Origin of the sequence: Pseudomonas zanjanensis (assembly GCF_014268745.2) — a bacterium.
In the GTDB taxonomy this organism is placed as follows: domain Bacteria; phylum Pseudomonadota; class Gammaproteobacteria; order Pseudomonadales; family Pseudomonadaceae; genus Aquipseudomonas; species Aquipseudomonas zanjanensis.
Genome location: NZ_JABWRB020000001.1, coordinates 619,325 through 642,075, shown reverse-complemented (window position 1 = coordinate 642,075; position 22,751 = coordinate 619,325). Strand labels below are relative to the sequence as shown.

20 protein-coding genes are annotated in these 22,751 nt (G+C 59.4%); all 20 read right to left on the bottom strand.

The features are described 5' to 3' along the window. Nucleotides 1–2: 2 nt before the first annotated feature. Nucleotides 3–1,022, bottom strand: a complete 1,020-nt coding sequence (fliG, locus tag HU715_RS02995; protein WP_003184041.1) for a flagellar motor switch protein FliG — start codon at nt 1,020–1,022, stop codon at nt 3–5. Further along, complete coding sequence (gene fliF / locus HU715_RS02990; RefSeq protein ID WP_186704666.1) at nt 1,015–2,799, bottom strand: flagellar basal-body MS-ring/collar protein FliF; 1,785 nt, start codon at nt 2,797–2,799, stop codon at nt 1,015–1,017. Before fliF ends, fliG begins: the two co-directional genes overlap by 8 nt. Nucleotides 2,800–2,814: 15 nt before the next feature. Further along, the gene (gene fliE / locus HU715_RS02985; protein ID WP_003199082.1) at nt 2,815–3,141 is read right to left on the bottom strand and encodes a flagellar hook-basal body complex protein FliE; all 327 of its coding nucleotides are present in this window, start codon (nt 3,139–3,141) and stop codon (nt 2,815–2,817) included. 215 nt (nt 3,142–3,356) lie between these two features. After that, the gene (fleR, locus tag HU715_RS02980) at nt 3,357–4,739 is read right to left on the bottom strand and encodes a sigma-54-dependent response regulator transcription factor FleR (protein WP_186704665.1); all 1,383 of its coding nucleotides are present in this window, start codon (nt 4,737–4,739) and stop codon (nt 3,357–3,359) included. A 5-nt stretch (nt 4,740–4,744) separates the two neighbouring features. Continuing rightward, the gene (locus HU715_RS02975) at nt 4,745–5,953 is read right to left on the bottom strand and encodes a sensor histidine kinase (protein WP_434571670.1); all 1,209 of its coding nucleotides are present in this window, start codon (nt 5,951–5,953) and stop codon (nt 4,745–4,747) included. 110 nt (nt 5,954–6,063) lie between these two features. Continuing rightward, entirely contained in the window at nt 6,064–7,539 is a 1,476-nt protein-coding gene (locus tag HU715_RS02970; RefSeq protein ID WP_003199076.1) for a sigma-54 dependent transcriptional regulator, read from the bottom strand. Nucleotides 7,540–7,709: 170 nt separating this feature from the next. Further along, a complete protein-coding gene (gene fliT / locus HU715_RS02965; protein WP_063322407.1) occupies nt 7,710–8,006 on the bottom strand; it encodes a flagellar protein FliT in 297 nt (98 codons plus the stop codon). Nucleotides 8,007–8,017: 11 nt separating this feature from the next. Further along, nucleotides 8,018–8,413, bottom strand: coding sequence for a flagellar export chaperone FliS (gene fliS, locus HU715_RS02960; RefSeq protein ID WP_030141090.1), 396 nt, complete (start codon nt 8,411–8,413; stop codon nt 8,018–8,020). 131 nt (nt 8,414–8,544) lie between these two features. Continuing rightward, nucleotides 8,545–9,981, bottom strand: a complete 1,437-nt coding sequence (fliD, locus tag HU715_RS02955) for a flagellar filament capping protein FliD (protein ID WP_186704664.1) — start codon at nt 9,979–9,981, stop codon at nt 8,545–8,547. Nucleotides 9,982–10,063: 82 nt separating this feature from the next. Beyond that, nucleotides 10,064–10,429 carry a flagellar protein FlaG gene (locus tag HU715_RS02950; protein WP_186704663.1) on the bottom strand — a complete coding sequence of 122 codons (366 nt, stop codon included), beginning with the start codon at nt 10,427–10,429 and terminating at the stop codon, nt 10,064–10,066. Nucleotides 10,430–10,501: 72 nt separating this feature from the next. Further along, nucleotides 10,502–11,353, bottom strand: coding sequence for a flagellin domain-containing protein (locus HU715_RS02945; RefSeq protein ID WP_186704662.1), 852 nt, complete (start codon nt 11,351–11,353; stop codon nt 10,502–10,504). 254 nt (nt 11,354–11,607) lie between these two features. Then, the gene (locus tag HU715_RS02940; RefSeq protein ID WP_186704661.1) at nt 11,608–11,877 is read right to left on the bottom strand and encodes a hypothetical protein; all 270 of its coding nucleotides are present in this window, start codon (nt 11,875–11,877) and stop codon (nt 11,608–11,610) included. Further along, the gene (locus HU715_RS02935) at nt 11,874–13,166 is read right to left on the bottom strand and encodes a motility associated factor glycosyltransferase family protein (RefSeq protein WP_186704660.1); all 1,293 of its coding nucleotides are present in this window, start codon (nt 13,164–13,166) and stop codon (nt 11,874–11,876) included. The genes HU715_RS02940 and HU715_RS02935 overlap by 4 nt, the downstream gene beginning before the upstream one ends. Before the next feature lie 83 nt (nt 13,167–13,249). Further along, complete coding sequence (locus HU715_RS02930; RefSeq protein ID WP_186704659.1) at nt 13,250–14,176, bottom strand: ketoacyl-ACP synthase III; 927 nt, start codon at nt 14,174–14,176, stop codon at nt 13,250–13,252. A gap of 197 nt (nt 14,177–14,373) precedes the next feature. Next, the gene (pseI, locus tag HU715_RS02925) at nt 14,374–15,426 is read right to left on the bottom strand and encodes a pseudaminic acid synthase (protein ID WP_186704658.1); all 1,053 of its coding nucleotides are present in this window, start codon (nt 15,424–15,426) and stop codon (nt 14,374–14,376) included. Continuing rightward, complete coding sequence (gene pseG / locus HU715_RS02920; protein WP_186704657.1) at nt 15,419–16,924, bottom strand: UDP-2,4-diacetamido-2,4,6-trideoxy-beta-L-altropyranose hydrolase; 1,506 nt, start codon at nt 16,922–16,924, stop codon at nt 15,419–15,421. The genes pseI and pseG overlap by 8 nt, the downstream gene beginning before the upstream one ends. Then, entirely contained in the window at nt 16,921–17,622 is a 702-nt protein-coding gene (gene pseF / locus HU715_RS02915) for a pseudaminic acid cytidylyltransferase (RefSeq protein WP_186704656.1), read from the bottom strand. Before pseF ends, pseG begins: the two co-directional genes overlap by 4 nt. A 6-nt stretch (nt 17,623–17,628) precedes the next feature. Then, on the bottom strand, nt 17,629–18,789 hold the full coding sequence (gene pseC, locus HU715_RS02910; RefSeq protein ID WP_186704655.1) for a UDP-4-amino-4,6-dideoxy-N-acetyl-beta-L-altrosamine transaminase: 1,161 nt from the start codon (nt 18,787–18,789) through the stop codon (nt 17,629–17,631). Then, the gene (gene pseB, locus HU715_RS02905) at nt 18,786–19,787 is read right to left on the bottom strand and encodes a UDP-N-acetylglucosamine 4,6-dehydratase (inverting) (protein ID WP_186704654.1); all 1,002 of its coding nucleotides are present in this window, start codon (nt 19,785–19,787) and stop codon (nt 18,786–18,788) included. Before pseB ends, pseC begins: the two co-directional genes overlap by 4 nt. 26 nt (nt 19,788–19,813) lie before the next feature. Then, nucleotides 19,814–22,747: a TIGR00180 family glycosyltransferase gene (locus HU715_RS02900; RefSeq protein ID WP_186704653.1), complete on the bottom strand. Its 2,934-nt coding sequence runs from the start codon at nt 22,745–22,747 to the stop codon at nt 19,814–19,816. Nucleotides 22,748–22,751: the final 4 nt, after the last annotated feature.

The following is a 22,751-nucleotide window of genomic DNA, read 5'->3' as shown; positions in this document are numbered from 1 at the left end:
CCTTAGATCATCTCTTCGCCGCCCTTGCCACCGAGAACAATCTCCCCGGCTTCGGCCATGCGGCGGGCGATGGTGAGGATTTCCTTCTGTGCGGTTTCCACGTCGCTGACGCGCACCGGGCCCTTGGCCTCGAGGTCGTCGCGCAACAGTTCGGCCGCCCGTTTGGACATGTTCTTGAAGATCTTTTCCTTGACGCCTTCGTCCGAACCCTTGAGGGCCAGCACCAGCACGTCGGACGACACTTCGCGCAACAGCGCCTGGATGCCACGGTCGTCGACATCGGACAGGTTGTTGAACACGAACATGAGGTCTTCGATCTGACCGGACAGGTCTTCGTCGACTTCGCGGATCGAGTCCATCAACTGACCTTCGATCGAACTGTCGAGGAAGTTCATGATGTCCGCCGCGCGCTTGATGCCACCCAAGGTGGTGCGCGAGGCATTGGAGTTGCCCGAGAACTGCTTCTCGAGAATCTGGTTCAATTCTTTCAGGGCCGCCGGCTGCACGGTGTTGAGCGACGACACCCGCAGGATGATGTCCAGGCGCACCTTGTGATCGAAGTTGCCGAGCACTTCACCAGCCTGGTCCGGGTCGAGGTAAGCCACCACGATCGCCTGGATCTGCGGGTGCTCGTAACGGATCACGTCGGCAACCGCCCGCGGCTCCATCCACTTGAGGCTGTCCAGGCCGCTGGTGTTGCCACCCAACAGGATCCGGTCGATGAGGCCGTTGGCCTTGTCCTCGCCCAGTGCCTGGGTGAGCATCTTGCGCACGTAGTCGTCGGAACCGACGCCCAAGCTGGTTTGATCGCCGACGATGTCGACGAATTCGCTCATCACCTGCTCGACCTGCTCACGGTGCACGTTGCCCATTTGCGCCATGGCCACGCCCACGCGCTGGACCTCTTTGGGGCCCATGTGACGCAGCACTTGGGCGGCGTCGGTCGAACCCAGGGACAGCAGCAGGATCGCGGCTTTGTCGACCCGGGACAATTTGGCAACAGCGGCTCGATTATCACTCATCTGCGTTAATCCACTCTTTCACGACCTGGGCCACACGACCCGGGTCTTCTGCCACCAGACTCTTGATGGCGTTCAACTGAGCGTCGTAGCCTTCGCTCGGGCTTGGCAGCAGGATGCTCTGCGGCCCGCCGAGGCTGACGCGATCGTTGGCCAATTCGCCATCCAGGCCGCCCATGCCTCCCAGCTCGACATCGCCCAAGCCTGCCAACTGCTTGTTCTTGCCGCCACCGGTGATGTTGTTCAGCACCGGACGCAACACACCGAAGACCAGTATCAGGATGAACAACACACCCAATACTTGCTTGACCACATCCCAGAACCAGGGTTGCGAATAAAACGGAATGTCGGCGATTTCTTCACCGCGCTCCAGGGAGAACGGCACGTTGATTACACTGACGCTGTCGCCACGGCTGGCGTCGAAACCGACCGCGTCCTGCACCAGGCGAGTGAAGCGCGCCAATTCGTCGGCGGTCCACGGCGCACGGCTGGTTTCGCCGTTGGCCGGGTTGACCTTGACCTGGTCGTCCACCACCACGGCGACCGACAGGCGATTCAAACGGCCCTGCTGCTGCTTGGTGTGGCTGATGGAACGGTCGAGCTCGAAGTTCTTGGTCGATTGCTGGCGCTTATCGGCCGGGTACGGCGCGAGCATCGGCTGGCCGGTGGCCGGATCCATGATTTGCTGGCCATTGGCATCGATCAGCGGCTGGCCTGGCTGCACCATGCCGGCGGCCGCCGTAGCACCACCGGTGGTTTGCGGCGCGCTGGCCGGCGACGGCGGCTGGTTGCTCAGGGCACCGGGCACGCCCTGCGGGCCATTGCTGGCGGTACGCTGCTCGTTCACCGACTGCTCGCTGCGCAACGCCGGTTGATCCGGGTTGAACTGCTCGGAAGTCGATTCGACGGCGCTGAAATCCACATCCGCGGAGACTTCGGCCTTGTAGCGACCATTGCCGAGGATGGGTTGCAGAATGTTATGTACCCGCTGGGTGAACATGCCTTCCATGCGGCGGCTGTAGTCGTATTGCTTGCCGGCCATGGTCAGTTCGGAATTTTCCGCCTGGTCGGACAGCAGGTTGCCCTTCTGGTCGACCACAGTGATCTGCGACTTGCTCAGCTCGGGTACGCTGGTCGCCACCAGATTGATAATGGCAACGACCTGGCCTGGCTCAAGGGAGCGGCCGGAATACAGTTCGACCAATACCGAAGCACTCGGCTTGCGCTCATCGCGCACGAACACCGAGCTTTTCGGAATCGCCAGGTGCACACGCGCACCCTTGACGTTGTTCAGGCTGGAAATGGTCCGCGCCAGCTCACCTTCCAGGCCGCGACGATAACGGGTCGCTTCCATGAACTGGCTGGTGCCCAGGCCCTGGTCCTTGTCGAGGATCTCGAAACCGATGTTGCCATCGGTCGGCGTCACGCCAGCGGCGGCGAGCTTGAGGCGCGCACGCGCGACATCGTCGGCCTTGACCAGCAAGGCGCCAGAGTTGGGCTCGACGGTGTAAGGAATGTCGGCAGAAGCCAGGGTCTCCATGACTTGCTTGGCATCCATGCCCTCCAGGCTGCCGTACAACGGACGGTAGTCTGGCTGCTGGGACCACAACACCACGGCGAAACCAATCGCCACGCTGGCAGCCAGGCCGACCAACAGGCCGACCTGACGCAGCATGGTCATCTCGGAGAGATTTTCCAGGAAGGACAGGCCGAACAACGGCGGTTTGCCGTCTACCGGAGTGGCCTTGGCTGGAACGTTATCAACGGCTGCTTCTGCCATGACTCAATAATTTCCTTAAACCGGCATCTGCATGATGTCTTGGTAGGCCTGAACCAGTTTGTTGCGAACCTGGGTCAGCGCCTGAAACGAGACACTGGCTTTCTGCGAGGAGATCATTACGTCCGTCAGGTCGACGCCACTTTTGCCAATCTCGAAAGCACTGGCCAACTGGTTCGAAGCCTGCTGGGTATCGTTCACTTTATTGACGGCCTGACCGAGCATGTCGGAAAAGCTGCTGCCACCCACCTGGGGGACCGCGACCGATTTAGGCTGGGCCATGGCGTCCATTTGCATGGCCCGCATGTCCAGCATCAACCGATTAAATTCAATACCTTGGCTCATGGTCTACTCTCTCTGGCGGCCCGCGTTTTTTTGACACTTACTCAGCGGGTACGTAGGTATTAGCAACAAGGGTGCCAGCTCCATGGCCGCAAAAAACAAATGCATGTGGGAGCGGGCTTGCTCACGAAGGCGGTGGTTCAGTCAATGCAACGGTGACTGATAAAGCGCTTTCGCGAGCAAGCCCGCTCCCACAAGGGATATTCGGTGCACATCATTCAACTGGCGAACAGATAAGCCTCGACATCCATGCCGGCGTCGCGCATTTGCGCCAGCTTGTAGCGCAGGGTGCGCGGGCTGATGCCCAAGCGTTCGGCCGCCTCCTTGCGACGACCGCGTTCGGCGCGCAGGGTATCGATGATCATCTGGAACTCGCGGCGTCGCAGGTCGTCTTCCAAAGCACCAACCGAGTCGCCCTCGACATCCGGGGTTGCTGCCGGTGCCGGCGTCAAGGCTGGCAATGGCGCACAGGCCACCGGCCCGGCCAGGCAGAAATCCTCCGGCTGGATCAAACCGCCTTGCTGCAGGATCAGGGCCCGCTGAATGGCGTTATCCAGCTCTCGGACATTGCCCGGCCACGGGTAGGCAACCAGACAGGCCCGGGCTTCGGCTGAAAGCCGCGCCGCCGCGTGCTTCATTTTATTGACGTGTTTGTTCAGCAGGCGCTCGGCCAGCGGCAGGATATCGGCGGTGCGCTCGCGCAACGGACGCCAGGCCAGCGGAAATACCGACAGGCGGTAATAGAGGTCTTCACGGAAACGCCCCGCCGCGACTTCGCCGGCCAAGTCGCGGTTGGTGGTCGCCACCACGCGGATGTCCAGGCTGATGGGCTTGCGGGCACCGACCCGCTCCACTTCCCGCTCCTGCAATACCCTCAACAGCTTGGCTTGCAGGCCCAAGGGCATTTCGGAAATCTCATCGAGCAAGATCGTGCCACCGTCGGCCTGCTCGAACTTGCCGGCCTGGGCGGCAATGGCGCCAGTGAACGAGCCTTTTTCGTGGCCGAACAGCGTCGCCTCGAGCATGTTGTCAGGAATCGCCGCGCAATTGATGGCGATAAACGGTTCCCCGGCACGCCGGGATTGTTGATGGATGTAGCGGGCCAGTACTTCCTTGCCCGTACCGGATTCGCCGGAAATCAGCACCGTCGAATCGCTGCGAGCCACCCGCGCGGCCAATTCCAGCAGCTGCGCGCTGGCCGGTTCGATGGCCACCGGGCCTTCGCCCTCCACCGCCAGGCTGCCCAAGGCATGACGTGCGACCAGGTCCAGCAGCGCCTTGGGCTCGAACGGCTTGACCAGGTAATCCGCCGCGCCCTGGCGCATGGCATCCACCGCTCGCTCGACGGCCCCGTGAGCCGTCATCAGCAAGACCGGCAGTTGCGGCTGACGGGCGCGCAACAGGCCAAGCAACTGATGACCATCCATGCCCGGCATGTTGACGTCACTGACCACCAGGCTGAACGCTTCCCGGCCGACCGCCAACAGCGCTTCTTCCGCCGAACCGACGGCGGCGTAATCGTGCCCGGCCAGCACCAGCGTATCGGCCAGCGCCTCGCGCAGGGCCCGATCATCCTCAACCAGCAACACCTTGATCGCCATTGTGTTCACTCCACCCCCGGCGCGTTGGAAAACAGCGGCAAGCACACCGTTGCGCAGGTGCCACGGCCCAGCCGCGAGCGCAGCTGCAATTCTCCCTGGTGGGCACGGGCCACGGCCTTGACCACGGTCAGGCCCAGGCCAGTGCCGGTGGTCTTGGTGGTAAAGAATGGCTCGCCCAGGCGCGCCAGCACCGCCGGCTCGATACCGCTGCCGTTGTCGCTGATCGACAGGCGCAGGGTGTTGCCTCGTGTGTATAAGTGCACTTTCAGCCGGACATCGCCACCGCTGGCCTGGATCGCGTTTTCGATCAGGTTCAACACCGCACCCACCAGCGTGTCGCGATTGCACAACACTTCGCCGGCATGGCTGTCGCACTGCCAGCGGATCGGCAATTGCTGCACATGGGTCAATGCCGCGGCTTGCAGCGATTGCAGCAAGGCCTTGGGGCTGACGCGGTCAGTCAACGGCAGCTCGCCGCGGGCGAACACCAGCATGTCGCGCACTTGGTGTTCCAGCTCGTGCAGGCGCTCTTTCAAGCGCCCAGCAAAGCGTTGCTGGGTTTCCACTGGCAATTGCTGCTCGGTCAGATGACTGGCGTAAAGCAGCGCGGCGGAAAGCGGGGTACGAATCTGGTGGGCCAGCGAGGCCACCATCCGCCCCAGGGAAGACAGGCGCTCATGGCGCGCCAATTGGTCTTGCAGGTGACGGGTTTCAGTCAAGTCGTTGAGCAGTACCAACTGTCCAGGCTCGGCATCCAGCGAGCGCGTCGAGATGGACAGGCGCCGACCGTCCTTGAGGGACACTTCATGGCCATCGTCTTCCCGGGGCGCAAAGCAGCGGGCGATAACGTGCCGCCACAGCTCGCCTTCCAACGGCAGGCCGAGCAATTCGCAGGCCGCCGGGTTGGCTTCGCGCACGAAACCGTGAGCATCGATGACAATGACGCCACCCGGCAAGAGGTCGAGGAGATTCTGCAGCCGATTGGCCAGGCGTTCCTTTTCCGCCAGCTCCTGCATGCGCTGGGCGCTGACCACGGCCAGCTCACCCTTGAGTTCGGTGACCCGGGCTTCGAGCAGGCTGTAGGAATCGGTCAGTTGGCTGGACATCTGGTTGAACAGCGAAAATGCCTGCTCAAGTCCAAGCCGGCTCGCCTGTTCGGCGGACGGCAGGTGTCCCGGCTCGGGGACAGGCGACATCTGGGCGGCTTGGGTCATCGTGCTCTCTCGCTTGGCTGACCGTCAGTTAAACGGAACGTTGCGAGGGCTATAGCAATACCCGTGCCGAAAAAAAACCGCCTGAAAATCAGGCGGTTGGAAAACAGGCGTCAATCATCCGCCTGTTCATCTCCTTCGCGACGGCTCATGCCGTACTTGCGCATCTTCTCCACCAGGGTGGTACGGCGGATGCGCAGGCGTTCCGCCGCGCGGGCCACGATGCCGTTGGCATCGTCCAAGGCCTGCTGGATCAGCCCTTGTTCAAGGCCTCCCAGGTAATCCTTGAGGTCCAAGCCTTCGGGCGGCAACAAGGCATTGGCGGTGAAGTCCGGCGTGTGGCCGTTGATCGCCACCCGCTCCTCCAGGTCGCTGCGCAGGCTGTCGACCATTTGCTCGTCTTCGTCGTCGACGTAGCGGAATTTCTTCGGCAGTTCGTTCACGCCGATCACCCCGTACGGGTGCATGATCGCCATGCGCTCCACCAGGTTGGCCAACTCACGGACGTTGCCCGGCCAGCCATGGCGGCACAGGGACATGATCGCCGCCGAGTTGAAGCGGATCGAACCGCGCTTTTCGTGCTCCATGCGCGAGATCAGCTCGTTCATCAGCAACGGGATGTCTTCGACGCGCTCACGCAGTGGCGCCATCTCGATCGGGAAAACGTTGAGGCGGTAATAGAGATCTTCGCGGAAACTGCCGACCTCGATCATGCTCTCAAGGTTCTTGTGCGTGGCGGCGATGATGCGCACATCGACGCTCTGGGTCTTGTTACTGCCCACGCGCTCGAAGGTGCGTTCCTGCAGGACGCGCAACAGCTTGACCTGCATCGGCAGCGGCATGTCGCCGATTTCGTCGAGAAACAGCGTGCCGCCGTTGGCCAGTTCGAAACGCCCGGCGCGGCTGGTGATTGCGCCGGTGAAGGCGCCCTTCTCATGACCAAACAGTTCGCTCTCCAGCAACTCGGCCGGGATCGCGCCACAGTTGACCGGCACGAACGGCGCTTCGCGGCGCTTGGAGTGATAATGCAAGTTGCGCGCAACCACTTCCTTGCCGGTGCCCGACTCGCCCAGGATCAGTACGCTGGCGTCGGTGTCGGCGACCTGCTGCATCATCTGGCGCACATGCTGGATCGCCCGGCTGGTGCCGACGAGGCTGCGGAACAGGTTGGGTTCGCGATGCCGGCCGCGCTCGCGGGCCTGATCGTACATCTCGCGATAAACCTGCGCGCGATGCAGCGAATCGAGCAGCTTGCTGTAGCTGGGCGGCATTTCGAGGGTGGAAAGCACCCGGCGACGCTGGTCCTCAGGCAAGTCAAGGGAAGAATTTTCGCCCATTAACAAAACCGGAAGGAACTCATCCCAGGTTGAGAGTGTCTTTAGCAAGCCCAAAAGCGTTGCGGGAGCATTTACGGTCCCGATAAGGACACAAATGACTTCACGACTGGACGACAATGAGCCGACAGCCTGCTGCCAGTCATGGCTTCCGCAGGGTAAATTTTCTTCGCCAAGAAAATTTAGGATCACCGCCAAGTCGCGGCGGCGGACGCTATCGTCATCGATCAGGAGAATTTTGGTTTCACGCCACATGCAATAGCAACTTCCCTAGTCAACCCAATGCCCAAAAATTAGGGGGCAAGCTAGACGCTTGCAGACTTGTTATGCCTGTAGACGCCTTAAATCTGTAAACAGTTACTAGTTAAGTCAAAAAACCGTGCACAGTCAAATTTATGGCGCAACGGATTCGGATTAACTGAGCATTAACCGAACAGATGGTAAACCTTTGCAGCGTTCTGTGCTTGATGGATCTGCTGCATCTCATCGACGATCGCCTGACGCTCTCCCGTCGCCGCCTCCAGCAATTGCCGATACACCCCCAGCAATTCCTCAAGATTGATCCGCAACGCCGCCTCGTCCACCTGAGGCTCACCCAAGACGTCTTCCATGCAGGAACGGCACGCCAGGTCCAACTGACCGATGGCCTCCCAGTTACGCTCGGCCAAGGCATCGACCAAGGCGTCACGGGTTTGTTCGATTCGCTGCAGGACAAGACTCATGAGAGCACTCCTTAGAATTGCGGACCAGCTGGCGCGATGCCGTCCCAGCCTTCCTTGACCGTGCGGAGCAGATCGGCGACTTCGTCGAGGATCTTCGGATCGGTCTTGGCGTTGGCTTCGGCCAGGCGTTTCATCATGTAGGTGTAGAGAGCGTCCAACTCGGCTACCGACTCGGCCTGGTTTTCCAGATCCAAGCCTTCACGCAGGCCGCCGACGATGCCGATGGCCTTGCTGATCAGTACGCCTTTGTTGGCGATGTCCTTGCGTTCCATAGCGCCCTTGGCCTGGGCGATACGGTCCAATCCACCTTCCATGAGCATCTGCACCAGACGATGGGGACTTGCTTCGGAGGTTTGCGCCTGGGCGCCAATCTTCTGGTATTGGCGAAGGGCTAACATCGGATTCATGTTCTACCTCATCAAAAACTTCGGTTCGTATAAACAGCGTATCGACGCTGCGTCAAAAAACTTTAGGTCGAAAAAGCCGAAAGCCCGGAACGTTGTCAAAACGTTGCCGGGCTTTTTGCATCGGTCGAAAATCAGCTGTTTTTCTGCTGTGCCGTCATCGCTTCGAACATGGAGGTGATGTTGCTGGCGGTGGCTTTCAGCCTGCCGACCAGGGTGTCCATGTCGTTGTACTTTTTGGTCAGCACTGCGGTAAGGGTTTCGATCCGGCGATCCAAAGCCAACTGGTCTTCACTCAGTTTCGCCTTGAGGACTTCCAGGTTTTTCGATCGAGCCGTCAGGATGTTATCGACAGGCTTCCCATTGGAGTCCTTCTTGCCGGTCTCCGTGTAAGGATTGAGTGCATTCTGCATGCGCTCGATGAGCCCGTTCTCCCCAGTGAACAGGGTTTGGATTTCTCCACCCAACTGTTTTTCGTTCACGGCAGTTGCGAATTTTGCGCTGTCAAAATCCAGAGTGCCATTTGTCTGGTTGGTGGTAATCCCCAACTGAGACAATACGGTCAGCTTATCGCCGGCACCGGTTTCAGACAAAGGCGCACGAATGGCCGCCAAAAGCGAGCGCGGCAGTGAGTCACCGGTCAATGCTGCCGGAACCGAGTTACCTTCGGCGTCTGTCGATGGCTTGGTCAACGAAGTCACAGCCTTCGCGATAGCATTATAGGCATCGACAAATTTCTGGATCGAAGCTTTCAGGCCATCGGTGTTAGCGGCAACAGTGACAATCGTTGGGCCAGTATCCTCAACGAGCAACGTCATGCTCAAGCCCGAGACCACGTTATCCAGCTTGTTGGTCGGACTGGTCATTGCCAAGCCGTCAACAGTAAAAATGGCGTCCTTGGCAAACCCCAGCGAACCCGAAGAAGTCGCGGTGGGTGGTGAGGCCATGACTACGGAGCCATCAGCTGCGAGGCTGGCAATGCCACTGAGGGAAATATCGTTACCCGCACCGGTCTTAGTCGATCCCACCACAAGACGCGAACCGAAACTGTCGGTCACGATGTTGGCGGTCAAGCCACTTGAAGAGTATTTGCTATTGATAGCGTCCCGAACCGACTGCAGCGTAGAGTCAGCAGGGATATCAAGGGTGTAGTCCGTGCCGCCCTGACTGATAGTCAGCGTACCCGTCTCCACGGCGCTGGAAGCACCGCCTGCGAAAGCAGCCGTCGCAACTTTCGACGAAGTTGCCAGTTGAGTGACATTTACCGTGTAAATACCGCTAACCGCCGAATTGCCGGCCGTCACCGTCAACGCGCTGGTATTGGCCGAAGTAGCGGCGACGCCAGTAAATTGTGGCGTAGTCGTGCTCCCCAGGCTTTTCAGCGCGGACTGGAAGGTAGCCAACAGCGACTTCAGGGTACCAATCCCCGAAATGTTGGCCGTATTGGTCTTGGTGGCACGGTCGATCTGACCTTGCTTGGCCGCTTTGTCAGAGTCAACCAGTGCCTTGACGATAGCACTGGTATCAAGGCCGGAGCCTAAACCCAAGCCAGGTAGAATTGGACTTGCCATGTGGGACTCCCTTCAGTGTGTCGCCGGCCTTTTGACCTTTACAACGCCCAAAAGAACATAACAACAGAATTCGTGCCGGTTGTCAGGCTTCGGCGCTGAACAACAAGCTGTTTGCATCATTCAAACTGTCCGCCAGCCGCAAGACTTCCTCATTAGGAATCTGGCGAATCACTTCGCCGGAACTGCTGGCAATCACTTTGACTATTACTTTGCCTGAAGGCTCATCGATAGAGAACTCCAGGTTGCGCTTGACCGACTGGACGAACTTCTCGATTTCCTGAACGGCTTTCTTGAGTTTGTCCTGCTCGGCAGCAGCATCTTTAGGGGCTTCTTTGACCGGAGCTACCACAGCAACCTCGGCCCGAGGCTTCTCCACGGGCTTATCGGCCACATTGGGCGCCGGTTTCGCCGCCGGATAAGACAAGTTCAGCTTCACGCTCATATCCATGTCCATCACCTCTTGAACGGAAAAAGCGAGAGAGTACGCAAGCGCACTCCCCCGCTAAAACTCATCCGACTATTACTGAAGCAGCTTCAGTACAGCGGATGGCAACTGGTTGGCCTGGGCCAGAACCGAAGTGGAAGCTTGTTGCAGAGTCTGCTGCTTGGTCAGCTGGGCAGTTTCAGCAGCGAAGTCGGTGTCTTGTACGCGACCCAGTGCAGCAGCGGCGTTTTCGTTCACGTTCTGCAGGTTGGAGATGGTGCTGGTCAGACGGTTTTGTGCAGCACCGAGGTCAGCACGGCTGGAGTTGATGGTTGCCAGAGCTGCGTCGATTGCGTCGATTGCAGCAGAGGTACTTGCTTCAGCAGTGGTGCTGTCGCTACCGGTGATGGCGATGGCCGCAGAGTCTACGCTCAAGGTTGCAGCGTCGAAGCCACTGTCCAGGGTCAAAGTGATCTGGTTGGTAGCGCCGGTGTTGGAGCCGACCTGGAAGGTCATGGTGCCAGCGGTACCGTCGATCAGGTTCTTGCCGTTCAGGTTGGTCGACTCGGCGATACGGGTCAGTTCGTCCGACATCTGAGCAAATTCTTTGTTCAGTGCCTCACGGTCAGCAGTACCGTTGGAGTCGTTTCGAGCCTGGACAGCCAGTTCACGCATACGCTGCAGGATGTTGGTGGATTCCTGCAGAGCGCCTTCAGCGGTCTGGGCGATGGAGATACCGTCGTTGGCGTTTTTGATTGCAACAGTCTGACCGCGGATTTGCGAAGTCATACGGGTAGCGATCTGCAGGCCGGCGGCGTCATCTTTGGCGCTGTTGATTTTCAGGCCGGAGGACAGACGGGTCATCGAAGTGGAGAGAGCATCGGAAGCCCGGTTCAGGTTCTTCTGAACGTTCAACGATGTGACGTTGGTGTTTACTGTTAAAGCCATGACGAATTCCTCGTTGGTTGGGTACTGCGGCTTCCGGCCCTGGCAACCGCCGGGTGTGGCCTAGAGAACCTTCGTAATAGTTATCGTCGTAATCGGAACTTGCTTTAGCAGATTTTTCAAAAATTTTGCCATCAGGGTGCCACCCCTCGTAAATCAAGGACTTGGCTGCGATTCAAGGGTAGAAAAATGGCGTCAGGGAAACGCCGCTGGCGTCGTTGAAGGCAATACCCAGTGATGAACGTAGCCCAAGAGAGCTAGATAGCCTGACCAGCGGTCAACAGTTGGACCCATTCGTACTCAAGGTAATCGGCCAGGGAGATCCAGTTCTGCGCCTGCTGGTCATCGAACATCAAGGCAAGCAGCCCATTCCATGATGTGGTGACATCGCCTGGCATCCGTTCAACCAAGGGCTGAGTCGATTCAACCAGCGCGACCATCGCCAACCCCGCCTCAATGTCCCTGCCGAGACGAAACAGGCGCGCGCATTCACGGGCATCATTGATTGCCTCATCAAGCGTAGTCATTGCGCATACTCCGGATGGAAATCGGTGCCGACGATCATCGCCCCGTCCCGACTGCTGTTGAGGAACCGCACCTGGGGGTGCCCGGCAATAAAACGTTCCAGCTCACAGAGGTAGCTGCGGAAGTTGAGTTGGGTCTTGACTCGCCGGCCATACCCATCGAGCACCCAATGCCGGGACGCGCCCAGTTGCGGGCCCAAATCACCGTCGCCCCAACCTGCATGAGTCTTGTCATGGGGAAAGGCAAAATCGGCACCGAAGAGCGTGACCTGTACAGCGCCCATTTTCACCGCCAGGTCGACGGCCGGATGAATCACGCTGCCGCCTACATGGAGTTCGGCGCGGCGCAGCTGCGCCCGCATCTGACGGTAGACAGGGCTCGAGGAGTAGCCGGCATAACGCGCTCCCCGCCACGCTCCGATCACCAAGGGGTCGGCCATCGGCAGATAGACCAGGGCAATGCCGTCGGTGTCTTCAGGCGGAAGATGACGTGCCGAAATACGCTGGTCGATGCTGACCACGATATCCGGGGCAACGCCATGATCGATCAACGGTCGGTAAGCCGTATCGACACAAATCAACAATGGTCGCTCGGTTTGGTTGCTCAGGTGACGCAATTTCTCGAAGTGCCGCTCAAGACTGGGACCGGTGGCAATGACGAACGCCTCACGCCCGTCCAAGGAACCGAACAGCTCGGAAACGTCACGATCTTCCTGCACAAGACTTAACGTCGATTGCAGGCGCTCGACAATCTCAGGGGACCGGGGGTCAAACGCCTGGTTGGTGAAGTCCAGATGAATTTCGCTGATCAACCGATCACGAATCTTGGCGCTGTAATCATCGGCCAGCACCAACTCGGCGGGGAGCGCAAAAAATGGCAGTTGGATTTCCGCCAGATCGCCGGCATAGCGCAACACCACCCTCGGGTCGGAAAGCCAGGGCGATTGGTCCAGCACCTGCAGCACCAGGGCGAACACCGCGCCGTTGAGGATATGCACCGACAACCGTTCAAGCCCTGCCCGCTCCAGCAAACGACTCTGCAGATCGCCCAGCCCGGTGCCATAGACATGCACAATGGAGGCGTCCGGCGCCACGCTGGCGGCTTGCAGGTCGGCCTCGGCGAGGCGATCATGGCGACTGCTCAGTTGGATACCGTTGACGCTCAGGGTCGACCCAAGCCCCTCCACCAGATCGGTTTGCAAGCCAGCAACATCCTCCATTGACAGGCGCCCGGCCAGGGCCGGCCAACGCTGCTGGATGATCTGGAGATTGCGCTCGAAGAACTCGCTCATGGTGTCTCGCTTTCGCGTCAGGCAAAAAAATAGCGTCCAAGATTACACCTTGGACGCTATTTTTGTGCCTGGGTTTTATAGATTCACGGGCGATAGATGATCGCCGAACCCCATGACAGACCTACGCCGAAGCCACTCAACGCCACCCGTTTCCAGTCGGAATCGAGCACGTGCTTCTCCAACAGCAGCGGAATGCTCGACGACACCGTGTTTCCGGTCTCAACCATGTCCTTGATGAACTTCTCCGGCTCGCCTTCGAAACGCCGCGCCACGGCATCGACAATCGCCGCGCTGCCCTGGTGAATACAGAACGCATCGATATCGCTGGCCTGCAGGTCAGACTCGGCCAGCAGCTCATGCAAATGAGCCGGCACCTTGAGCAACGCGAAGTTGAACACCTGGCGACCGTTCATGAAGAACACACCATCGCTGACCTTCAGGTGCGGCGCACCGGAACCGTCAGTGCCAAACTTGGCCTTGCCCAATTGCCACGGCGCATCTTCACCCATCCACGTCGCCGTGGCGGCATCGCCGAACAGCATCGTGGTGTTGCGGTCTTCCGGATCGACGATCTTCGAGTATGGGTCGGCGGTCACCAACAGGCCATTCTTCAGGCCGGCGGCTTCCATGAAACCTTTGATGGCATAGATGCCGTAGACATAACCCGAGCAGCCCAGGGAAATATCGAACGCCGCCACGCTAGTGGGCAGACCGAGCTTGTCCTGGACGATGGCCGCGGTGTGGGGCAAGCCTTCTTCATCGCCGTTCTGGGTGACGACGATCAGTACATCGATTGATTCGCGCTTTAGATCGGGATTATTGGCAAACAGCGCATTGGCCGCTTCGACACACAGATCCGAGGTTTCCTGACTGTCATCCTTGCGTGGCAAGAAGGCGGAACCGATCTTGCCAAGGATGAACTCTTCATCCTTTTCAAACTTCGCACCTTGTGCGTAATTGTCCACGCCGGCTACAGGAACGTAGCTCGCAATGCTTTTTATGCCAATCATTACGGCTTCCCAATCAAAAACAGCCCAATACCACCGCTCGCAAGGAATCGAGGGGCGCCGACAAACGGGAAGTGTAAAGGGCTATCACTGGTCCTGATAAGGGCCAGGCGCCATCTTCCCGGTCAATACAATACAGTGAAGATGCGCGTTATGACTCGCAGGTCACGCTAAATTGCCGAATAAGCCCGATCAAAAAGCTATTCGACCAACGACCACGACAGCGCAGTGCCGCGCTTGATGGCCTGGCGGGCGCGATGGCCTATCAGGGAATCCAAATGTTTCGGCGCCAGTCCGAGGCCCGGGCGGATGGCCCGCACGTTCTGCGACGTAAACACTTCGCCGGCAGCCATGTCTTGCGTGACATACAGCGAACGGCGATAGACCAGCGACTTTTGCTCAGCCTCGGTCACGCCGTAGCGCACCTGCCCCATGGCCTGCCAGGCGCGCTCGGTTTCGACCACCAGCGCTGCCAGCTCTGCCGGTTCCAGGGAGAAACTGGCGTCCACGCCGCCGGCGGCACGGTCCAGGGTGAAGTGTTTTTCAATGACGGTCGCCCCCAGCGCCACCGCAGCCACGGACACCCCGACGCCCATGGAATGGTCCGACAACCCCACCTCGCAACCGAACAACTCCCGCAAATGGGGGATGGTGCGCACGTTGCTGTTGGCCGGTGTCGCCGGATAGGTGCTGGTGCACTTGAGCAATACCAGATCCTTGCAACCGGCCTCGCGGGCAGTACGCACGGTTTCGTCGAGTTCGGCAATGCTGGCCATGCCGGTGGAAATGATCAGCGGCTTGCCGGTAGCGGCGACCCGGCGAATCAGCGGCAAGTCGGTGTTTTCGAAACTGGCGATCTTGTAGGCCGGCACGTCCAGGCTTTCCAGGAAACCCACGGACGTCTCGTCGAACGGTGTGGAGAAGGCGAGCATGCCCAGCGCCTTGGCCCGGGCGAAAATCGGAGCGTGCCATTCCCACGGCGTATGGGCCTTTTGGTATAAATCATAGAGCGATGTTCCAGCCCAAAGGCTGTTGAGGTCCTTGATGAAGAACTCGCCTTCGCTCAGATCCAGCGTCATGGTATCGGCGGTGTAGGTCTGTAGCTTCAACGCATGAGCACCGGCCCGGGCGGCGGCTTCGACGATCTGCAAGGCCACCTCCAGGGATTGGTTATGGTTGCCGCTCATCTCGGCAATGATGAAAGGCGGCGCGTCAGCCCCGATGCTGCGCTGGCCGATCTTGAAACTACTCATGAACTTCATCCTTCAACACCCGGTTGAACACGCATGTGCCCCGACTGAAACCTGCCTGGCGGAACAGCGCCAGAGACGCTTGATTGCCGGACAGAACCTGAGCGGTAAAACTGCGCAGTTGCGGCCAGTGGGCGCTAGCAAACGCCTCACCATGGGCCAGCAGTGCCCTGCCCCACCCCATGCCCAGGCGGTTCTCGAACAGATAAATCGATATCAGCGCTTCGCTGCCTTGCAAGTCATAACGCAGTGCGCCGACGGGACCATCGGACGCTTCGCCAATCAACAGCAAGCGCTGTGGATTGACCAGGCTGGCTTGCAGCCATTGGCAATGACGATCCCAGTCGATGACCGAATGATCCAGCGATACTCGGCGAACGGCCTCGGCATTACGCCCCTCGAAAAGCAGACGGGCGTCAGCTTGCGTGGCCGGACGAACCCGCAACAAGGCACCGGCCAGCGCGACGGCGACGCGTGAGACGCCCAAGCCATCGACCAGTCGCCGGGAGTGCTGTGCCAAGCTCTTGCGCAACCCCTGGTTATCCACGACGAATCCGATGGCCTGGCGCAACTGTTCAACCGTGACGTTCTCTCTAGGGCCAAGGTAAATATGGGCACCGAATGTCGCCATTACGTCACTGTTAGCCTGCTGATTGTTCGATACCGTGATACAGATCGTGGGCAATCCCACGGCTGCCCGCTCCCAACTGGTTCCGCCACCGGCACCAATGAACAGATCGGCCTCCAACATGAGCTGATGAAAATGACTGACGAAACTGTGCAATCGCCAGTGGGGCCGACTCGCCGCCATCCGTTCCATCCGAACCCAAGCCGGGTTGTCCGCACCGGCAACAAAATCCACTTCCAGCTCAGGGTAATCCGCCAGTGCCAGCATTGCGTGATGGGTCTGCATCGCCGCATCAAAACCGCCGAAATTGACGAGCACGCGCTTGACCTTGGGTTTTATGTCAATCGCCTCGCAACGGAATTCCTCGCGCAACAACGCGTAGCGCGGGCCCAGCAGCGTACGGCATTCCTCGGGAAGCAACCCTTCATACGCCGCTTGCGTGCCGGACAGGTTCTGATTGAGCAAGAGGTCGACGCTATAAGTCCGAGTCGCCAAGTCGTCCACCGCCATGATCCTTGGCGCAAAGCGCCGGGCAGCGGTCTGCCAATGATGATCCAGGCCATAATGGTCAACGATGATCCAGTCGAAACCGGGCCGGCCGGCCAAGGCTCGTTCCAACGCATCGATATCTGCGTGCCAGGGCAGCAACGACTCGATGGCCTGTTGCGGATCTTCCCCGGGATAAAAATTGGGCAGGGCGAACGTCTCGAAGCCCTCGGCCTCCAGGGCATGCAGGCGATGCCCAGTGAGCAGCCGGCAGGCAAACGCGACGTGCGCACCCTGCTCGCGCAACACCCGCGCCAAAGTCAGACAACGGGCAATATGCCCGCTGCCTATGGTGGGCGAAGCGTCGGCGCGAATCAGCACTCTCATTGCAATTCACCGCCCGCTCTCAAAGCGGCGTAGAGATACTCGGCGCGCTTCCAATCTTCGGCTGTATCGATGTCTTGCACCAAATAACGAGGCAACACGACCGGCAGGCTTTTGGACGAAAACAATGCATCGCCACGCAACCAGGCGTCCCGCCGCCCCCAATAGAATTGGCCGGCATCCTGGAAAGCTTCGGCCAGGTCCTGGGAGCGGCTGTCGCGAAATTGCGGATACAGCGGCGTCAACGCGCCCTGATCGTCCAAGGTCAGTGCACGCTGTACGGGGAAGCCGAAAGTGCTCACGGAAAATGCGAACGATTTGTCGGGATGCCCGCGTAGCAAGTCAAAACCTTCACGCAGAAACCGAGCTTGCAGCAGGGGTGCCGTGGCATAGATGCAACAGGCGAATTCGAACGGTCGTTCACGCAGCTCATCCAGGGCATGAGCGATCACCGCCGCCGTCCCGGTGAAATCATCCGCCAACGCTGCCGGCCGCAAGAATGGCACTTGCGCACCGTGAGCCTTTGCCACTTCGGCAATTTCCTCATCATCGGTGCTGACGATCACTTCGTTGAACAACCCCGATTCCAGCGCCGTGCGAATCGAACGGGCAATCATCGGCACGCCATCGAACGGTTTCAGGTTTTTGCGAGGAATACGCTTGCTGCCGCCACGGGCGGGAATGATCGCGATTGCGCTCACGCGTCGTTACTCCTCGAGTAATCGTTGCAGTTGCCCAACCACATACTCTTGCTCCTCGTCGCTGAGGGAAGGAAACATCGGCAGACTGATGGCCTCGGCGTAATAACGCTCGGCCTGTGGATAATCACCCTGGGCAAATCCCAGATCGCAGTAATACGGCTGCAGGTGGACCGGTATGTAGTGCAGGTTCACGCCAATCCCTGCCGCACGCAAGCCTTCGAAGACCTGACGATGATCGAGGGATATCTCGTCGAGCCGCAAGCGTACGACATACAAATGCCAAGCCGATTCGGCCTCGGGTTGCAAACCGGGCAAGGTCAGTGGCAAACCATTCAGCAAGCGGTTATAGCGCGACGCCAGTTCACGACGCCGCGCGATGAAACCTTCAAGCTTATTCAACTGGGAAAGCCCCAGGGCAGCTTGAAGATCCGTGATGCGGTAATTGAAACCCAACTCCACCTGCTGGTAGTACCAAGGCCCATGGCTAGGCTCGCTCATCTGTTCAGCGTCACGGGTCATCCCATGGCTGCGCAGACGTTGCAGGTGCTGCGCCAGCTCCGGGCGATTGGTCAGGACCATCCCGCCTTCGGCGCTGGTGATGATTTTCACCGGGTGGAAACTGAACACCGTCATGTCCGCGAATTCGCCACACCCCACCGGCCTGCCGGCATAAGAGGCTCCCACCGCGTGAGAGGCGTCCTCGATGACCGTGAAACCGTAACGCTCGGACAAGCGGGCGATTTCACGCATGTCACAGCTTTGTCCGGAGAACGCTACCGCCACCAACACCTTGGGCAGGGTCCCGTTACGCTCGGCCTTTTCAAGCTTTGCGGCCAGGGCAACGGCGTCCAGATTCCAGGTCAGCGGATCGATATCGACGAAATCCACCTGCGCGCCACAATATCGGCCGCAGTTGGCCGAGGCCAGGAAGGTGTTGGGTGTGGTCCACAAGCGATCCCCCGGCCCAAGCCCCGCCGCCAGGCAAGCAATGTGCAGCGCGGCGGTCGCGTTGCACACCGCCACGGCATGGCCGGCCTGGCAGCGGCGGGCCATGGCCTGTTCAAAGCGCTCGATCGCAGGCCCTTGCGTCAGCCAATCGGACTGCAACACGGCCATCACGGCATCGATGTCCGCCTGATCGAGGCTTTGCCGACCGTAAGGAATCATACCGACAGCCGGGCGTGCAAATCTGCGATCTGCTCCACCGACAGAAAGTGCGGATTGGTGTCGGAGCGATACTCGAAATCCTCCGCGACGGGCCTGCCGCGTTCACCCAGGTTATCCACAGCGAAATCCACGTCCACGCTGGTGAAGCGAATCGATGGCTGGATCGTGTAATGATCGGCGAACTCGATGGTCATGCGCGCATCGTCCAGCGGCACCATCAACTCATGAAGCTTTTCACCAGGCCGAATACCGACGTTCTTATGAGGCAAATGACCCGCCATGCCCGACGCCAGGTCGACGATGCGAATCGACGGGATCTTCGGCACGAACACCTCGCCGCCATGCATGCGGGCGAAACTGTCGAGCACAAATTGCACGCCGTGATCGAGGGTGATCCAGAAGCGAGTCATGCGCTCATCGGTAATCGGTAATTCGGTGGCACCCTCAGCAATAAGCTTGCTGAAGAACGGCACCACCGAGCCCCGGGAGCCCGCAACGTTGCCATAGCGCACCACGGCGAAGCGGGTCTGCTGTTCGCCCGCGATATTGTTGGCGGCGACGAACAGTTTGTCCGACAGCAACTTTGTCGCGCCGTACAGATTGATCGGGCTGGCCGCTTTGTCAGTGGACAACGCAACGACCTTTTTCACGCCGTTGTCGATGGCCGCTGCGATGATGTTTTCGGCGCCATTGACGTTGGTACGAATGCATTCGGTGGGATTGTATTCCGCCGCCGGCACCTGCTTGAGGGCCGCGGCATGCACCACGTAATCGATGCCACGCATGGCCTGGCGCAGGCGATCGGCATCGCGCACGTCTCCCAGGAAATAACGCATGCACGGGGCGTTGAAGGTCTGTTGCATCTCATACTGCTTGAGTTCGTCGCGGGAAAACACCACCACGCGCTTGGGCTGGTATTGCTCCAGCAACCGGCGGATGAAGTTGCGCCCGAACGAGCCGGTGCCGCCTGAGATGAAAATCGATTTACCGTTGAACATACCCTGATTCCTTTTGCCTGGCAGGCTTATGCGAGCAACCGCGCCCAATCGACAGCCGTGGCGGCGCCCAACGCAAAACCGGTGCCGGTCAAGGCCAGGTTCGGGTTCCGGGCCGCGTCATGGTCGAAGCGTGCCTGCCACTTGTTGCGCAAGGCGTCGGCCGCCTCCGGCGCATCGGGGAACGTACCGGCGTGCAGCATCTGGGCCTGGGGTGTCCAGACCGTGATATAACCCGCGTCGGCGGTTTTCAGGCAAAGGTCGACATCGGCAAAGGCCTCGGCGAATTGATCCTCGTCCAGGCCACCAACAGCGTCGAACAAATCCTTGCGGATCATCAGGCAAGCGCCGGACACCGCCGAGTAGTTCTGTTCCGCCTGATGGCCGTTGAGATAACCCTTGGCGTCCTTGCGTTCGCCAACGAACACCGAGGCCACCTGGCCATCGGGCTTGAGCACCAGGCCAGCCTGGGTGGTGATGCCACGAATATCCATCTGCTTGCTGCCGACGATCCCCACTTCCGGTCGCTGGGCTTGGTTGAGCAGGCTATCGAGCCAGTTGGCGTTGATCACTTGCACCTCGGCCGACAACAGCACCAGGTATTCACCCTTGGCCTGGGCGCTCGCCCAGTTGTACAGAGCCGACGCACTCAAGCGCCGATCGCTGCGCAGGATACGGATCCGATCGCCCTTGCCTTCCAGGCTGTCGAGCCACTGGGCCAATGCTTCGGATTGACTATGGTTATCGGCGATCAGAACTTCGTGACGATGATAACGGGTGCGCTGCAGCACGCTCACCAGTGCCTGCTGTACCTGTTCGAAGTTGTCCCGGCTTTCGAGGATGATCGATACCAACGGCCGCTCGGCATGCTGGTAGTCGATTTGATAGGTCATCGGTAATGCCGCAGTAACCTGGGCACGATAACCCCGGGCTGCCAAGTGGCGTGTCAGTACTTGGCGTTCCTGGGGGTTTTCCTCTTGCGCCGGGGCGTTGCAGATCAGCAACGGCTCGGCCAAGTGCGCCAGGCCGGCCAGCCCGGCGTCTTCGATCAAACGCAACAGCAGGTCCAACTCCAGGGCCTGAGTGTATTCAGGTGTGAAACCGCGAGCCTGTACCAGTACATCACGATGAATCAGCCAATGCCGTGCCATCAGCGAAGGCACCGATTGCAGGAAATCGAGATTGACGCCTGGCCGGAACACATCGGTGAGACTGCCATCGGCCTTGCGCTGGATTTCGTCCATGGCCACGGCACGCACGCCATCGGCGCCGATCAACTCGAGGCTGGCCCGCAGCAGTCCGCTTTGTGTGAACTGGTCACCAGACTCGGCCAGCACCATCCAGTCGGCTGAGGATTGCCCGATGATCTGGTTGATGCGCTCGACATAATTAGTCGTGCTGACTTTGACGAAGTGCACGGTGTCATGTGCCGAGGTGGTCGCTGGTAAGTCGCCGGTGGTGAATACCACCACATTGAACGCCTTGCAGTGGCCGTTGACCAGACTGTCGAAGGTGGTCTGCAGCTTGAACATGTCAGCGTCCAGATCCAGCAAGAGGATGCCGAATCGCGGTCCGCCTTGATGCTCAGCCAGGTGAGACGCGACGGACTTGAGCTGCTGCGCGCCTGGATTACGTGCCTCAAGCCAGTTCAACAGACGACCAGAGTGCATGTTTTCCAACAATCGGCGATCCTGCTGACCCGGTAGCGCGTCCAGTCGCTCGGCCCAGGCTTGCAACTTCACCGCCTCCTCAGGCTCATCGCTGCTCTTCAACGACTCGGCCAAGCGCTGGACCACGGTACGGTTGAACGCATACAGGCCTTGGGCCTCCCACAAACGACTGCGCACCGTGCGCTCGTTGTCATTAGGATGCACGCGCATCAGTTCGTGCTGGCGCAGCAAAATACCTTCCAACTGCTGCAACTGCAGGCGACCGGCCGGCATGGCGTGCAAAAGGAATTCAAACTCGGTCAGGAGATCGAACACACGCTGGTTGTAAAAAGGCATCTCTACAAATTGTTGCGGGCCAAACGAACGAACCGGCTCGCCACCCGCCTCCAACCAGGCCGAACGAATGATCTGGGTGCCTTTGAGTGAGCGCCCCTGCAGCAGGCAGTCAGCCATGGCCGCGAAGCTATCCAGGGCAATCTGTTTGACCCGCCCCGGAGCCTGCTCGCGCAGCGGTGTTGGAAGGGACGCCAGGAACTCGGCGAATTGCTCACGCTCAGCAACGCTTTTTGCGTCCTTGTAGCTGAGCACGGTCAACACGTTGGTGTTGTGTTCCGAACCGCCGTAGTTGAGTTCACGAACGGCGAATGGAATCGGCAGGATCCGCGCCTTGGCGCAGGCCAGCAGATAAAAGGTGTGGCCGATCTCCTGCCATTCGAAACTGGTGCCCGGCGGCAACAGGCCATACCACTGTTGCAGCAGATCAGTGCGGGTCACGGCATAAAATGGTGGCAGGAACTGATCCATGAAGCGGATGACCCGGTCTTCGGCCAGCTCGCTGTTGTAATCCTCATGCACTTTGCGATCGCGACGGAAGTAATTCACTTCAGTCGCGCAGGACAGATACATGATCCCGTAGCCATGGCATAGACCGTAGTCGAGGTTGGCCTCGAGAAACTCCACCGATTCGGTCAACGCATCGTGCAGCAAGAAATCATCATCGGCGGCAAACACCATGTACGGCGTCGTGACCTGGGTGACGCCGTACACCAGTTTGTCCTGCAGTCCCTTGTAGGTGAACTGAGGCAAGTGTCGGTAATCGACCAAGGGAAAGTCCCGAGCGATTTGCTCATCGCGCTCAACCGACGAGTCAAGCACCAGTACCGAACACGGATAGCTGCTGTAGTAATGCAACGTGCGCCGCAGGAATGCGCTGCGGTTGTGGGAAATCACCACCACGGTGAACCGCTCGTTCAGCGGTGCCACGTTGTTTTGAATATTGTTTCGAACCTGCATATTT

Coding starts and splice junctions, on each gene's coding strand:
- fliG (WP_003184041.1), bottom strand. CDS start 1,022: ATGAGTGATAATCGAGCCGCTGTTGCCAAATTGTCCCGGGTCGACAAA.
- pseG (WP_186704657.1), bottom strand. CDS start 16,924: ATGAGAGTGCTGATTCGCGCCGACGCTTCGCCCACCATAGGCAGCGGG.
- HU715_RS02940 (WP_186704661.1), bottom strand. CDS start 11,877: ATGACTACGCTTGATGAGGCAATCAATGATGCCCGTGAATGCGCGCGC.
- fliD (WP_186704664.1), bottom strand. CDS start 9,981: ATGGCAAGTCCAATTCTACCTGGCTTGGGTTTAGGCTCCGGCCTTGAT.
- HU715_RS02900 (WP_186704653.1), bottom strand. CDS start 22,747: ATGCAGGTTCGAAACAATATTCAAAACAACGTGGCACCGCTGAACGAG.
- fliS (WP_030141090.1), bottom strand. CDS start 8,413: ATGAATCCGATGTTAGCCCTTCGCCAATACCAGAAGATTGGCGCCCAG.
- HU715_RS02945 (WP_186704662.1), bottom strand. CDS start 11,353: ATGGCTTTAACAGTAAACACCAACGTCACATCGTTGAACGTTCAGAAG.
- HU715_RS02950 (WP_186704663.1), bottom strand. CDS start 10,429: ATGGATATGAGCGTGAAGCTGAACTTGTCTTATCCGGCGGCGAAACCG.
- fliE (WP_003199082.1), bottom strand. CDS start 3,141: ATGAGCCAAGGTATTGAATTTAATCGGTTGATGCTGGACATGCGGGCC.
- HU715_RS02930 (WP_186704659.1), bottom strand. CDS start 14,176: ATGATTGGCATAAAAAGCATTGCGAGCTACGTTCCTGTAGCCGGCGTG.
- pseI (WP_186704658.1), bottom strand. CDS start 15,426: ATGAGTAGTTTCAAGATCGGCCAGCGCAGCATCGGGGCTGACGCGCCG.
- HU715_RS02935 (WP_186704660.1), bottom strand. CDS start 13,166: ATGAGCGAGTTCTTCGAGCGCAATCTCCAGATCATCCAGCAGCGTTGG.
- fliF (WP_186704666.1), bottom strand. CDS start 2,799: ATGGCAGAAGCAGCCGTTGATAACGTTCCAGCCAAGGCCACTCCGGTA.
- HU715_RS02975 (WP_434571670.1), bottom strand. CDS start 5,953: ATGACCCAAGCCGCCCAGATGTCGCCTGTCCCCGAGCCGGGACACCTG.
- fleR (WP_186704665.1), bottom strand. CDS start 4,739: ATGGCGATCAAGGTGTTGCTGGTTGAGGATGATCGGGCCCTGCGCGAG.
- pseB (WP_186704654.1), bottom strand. CDS start 19,787: ATGTTCAACGGTAAATCGATTTTCATCTCAGGCGGCACCGGCTCGTTC.
- fliT (WP_063322407.1), bottom strand. CDS start 8,006: ATGAGTCTTGTCCTGCAGCGAATCGAACAAACCCGTGACGCCTTGGTC.
- HU715_RS02970 (WP_003199076.1), bottom strand. CDS start 7,539: ATGTGGCGTGAAACCAAAATTCTCCTGATCGATGACGATAGCGTCCGC.
- pseC (WP_186704655.1), bottom strand. CDS start 18,789: ATGATTCCTTACGGTCGGCAAAGCCTCGATCAGGCGGACATCGATGCC.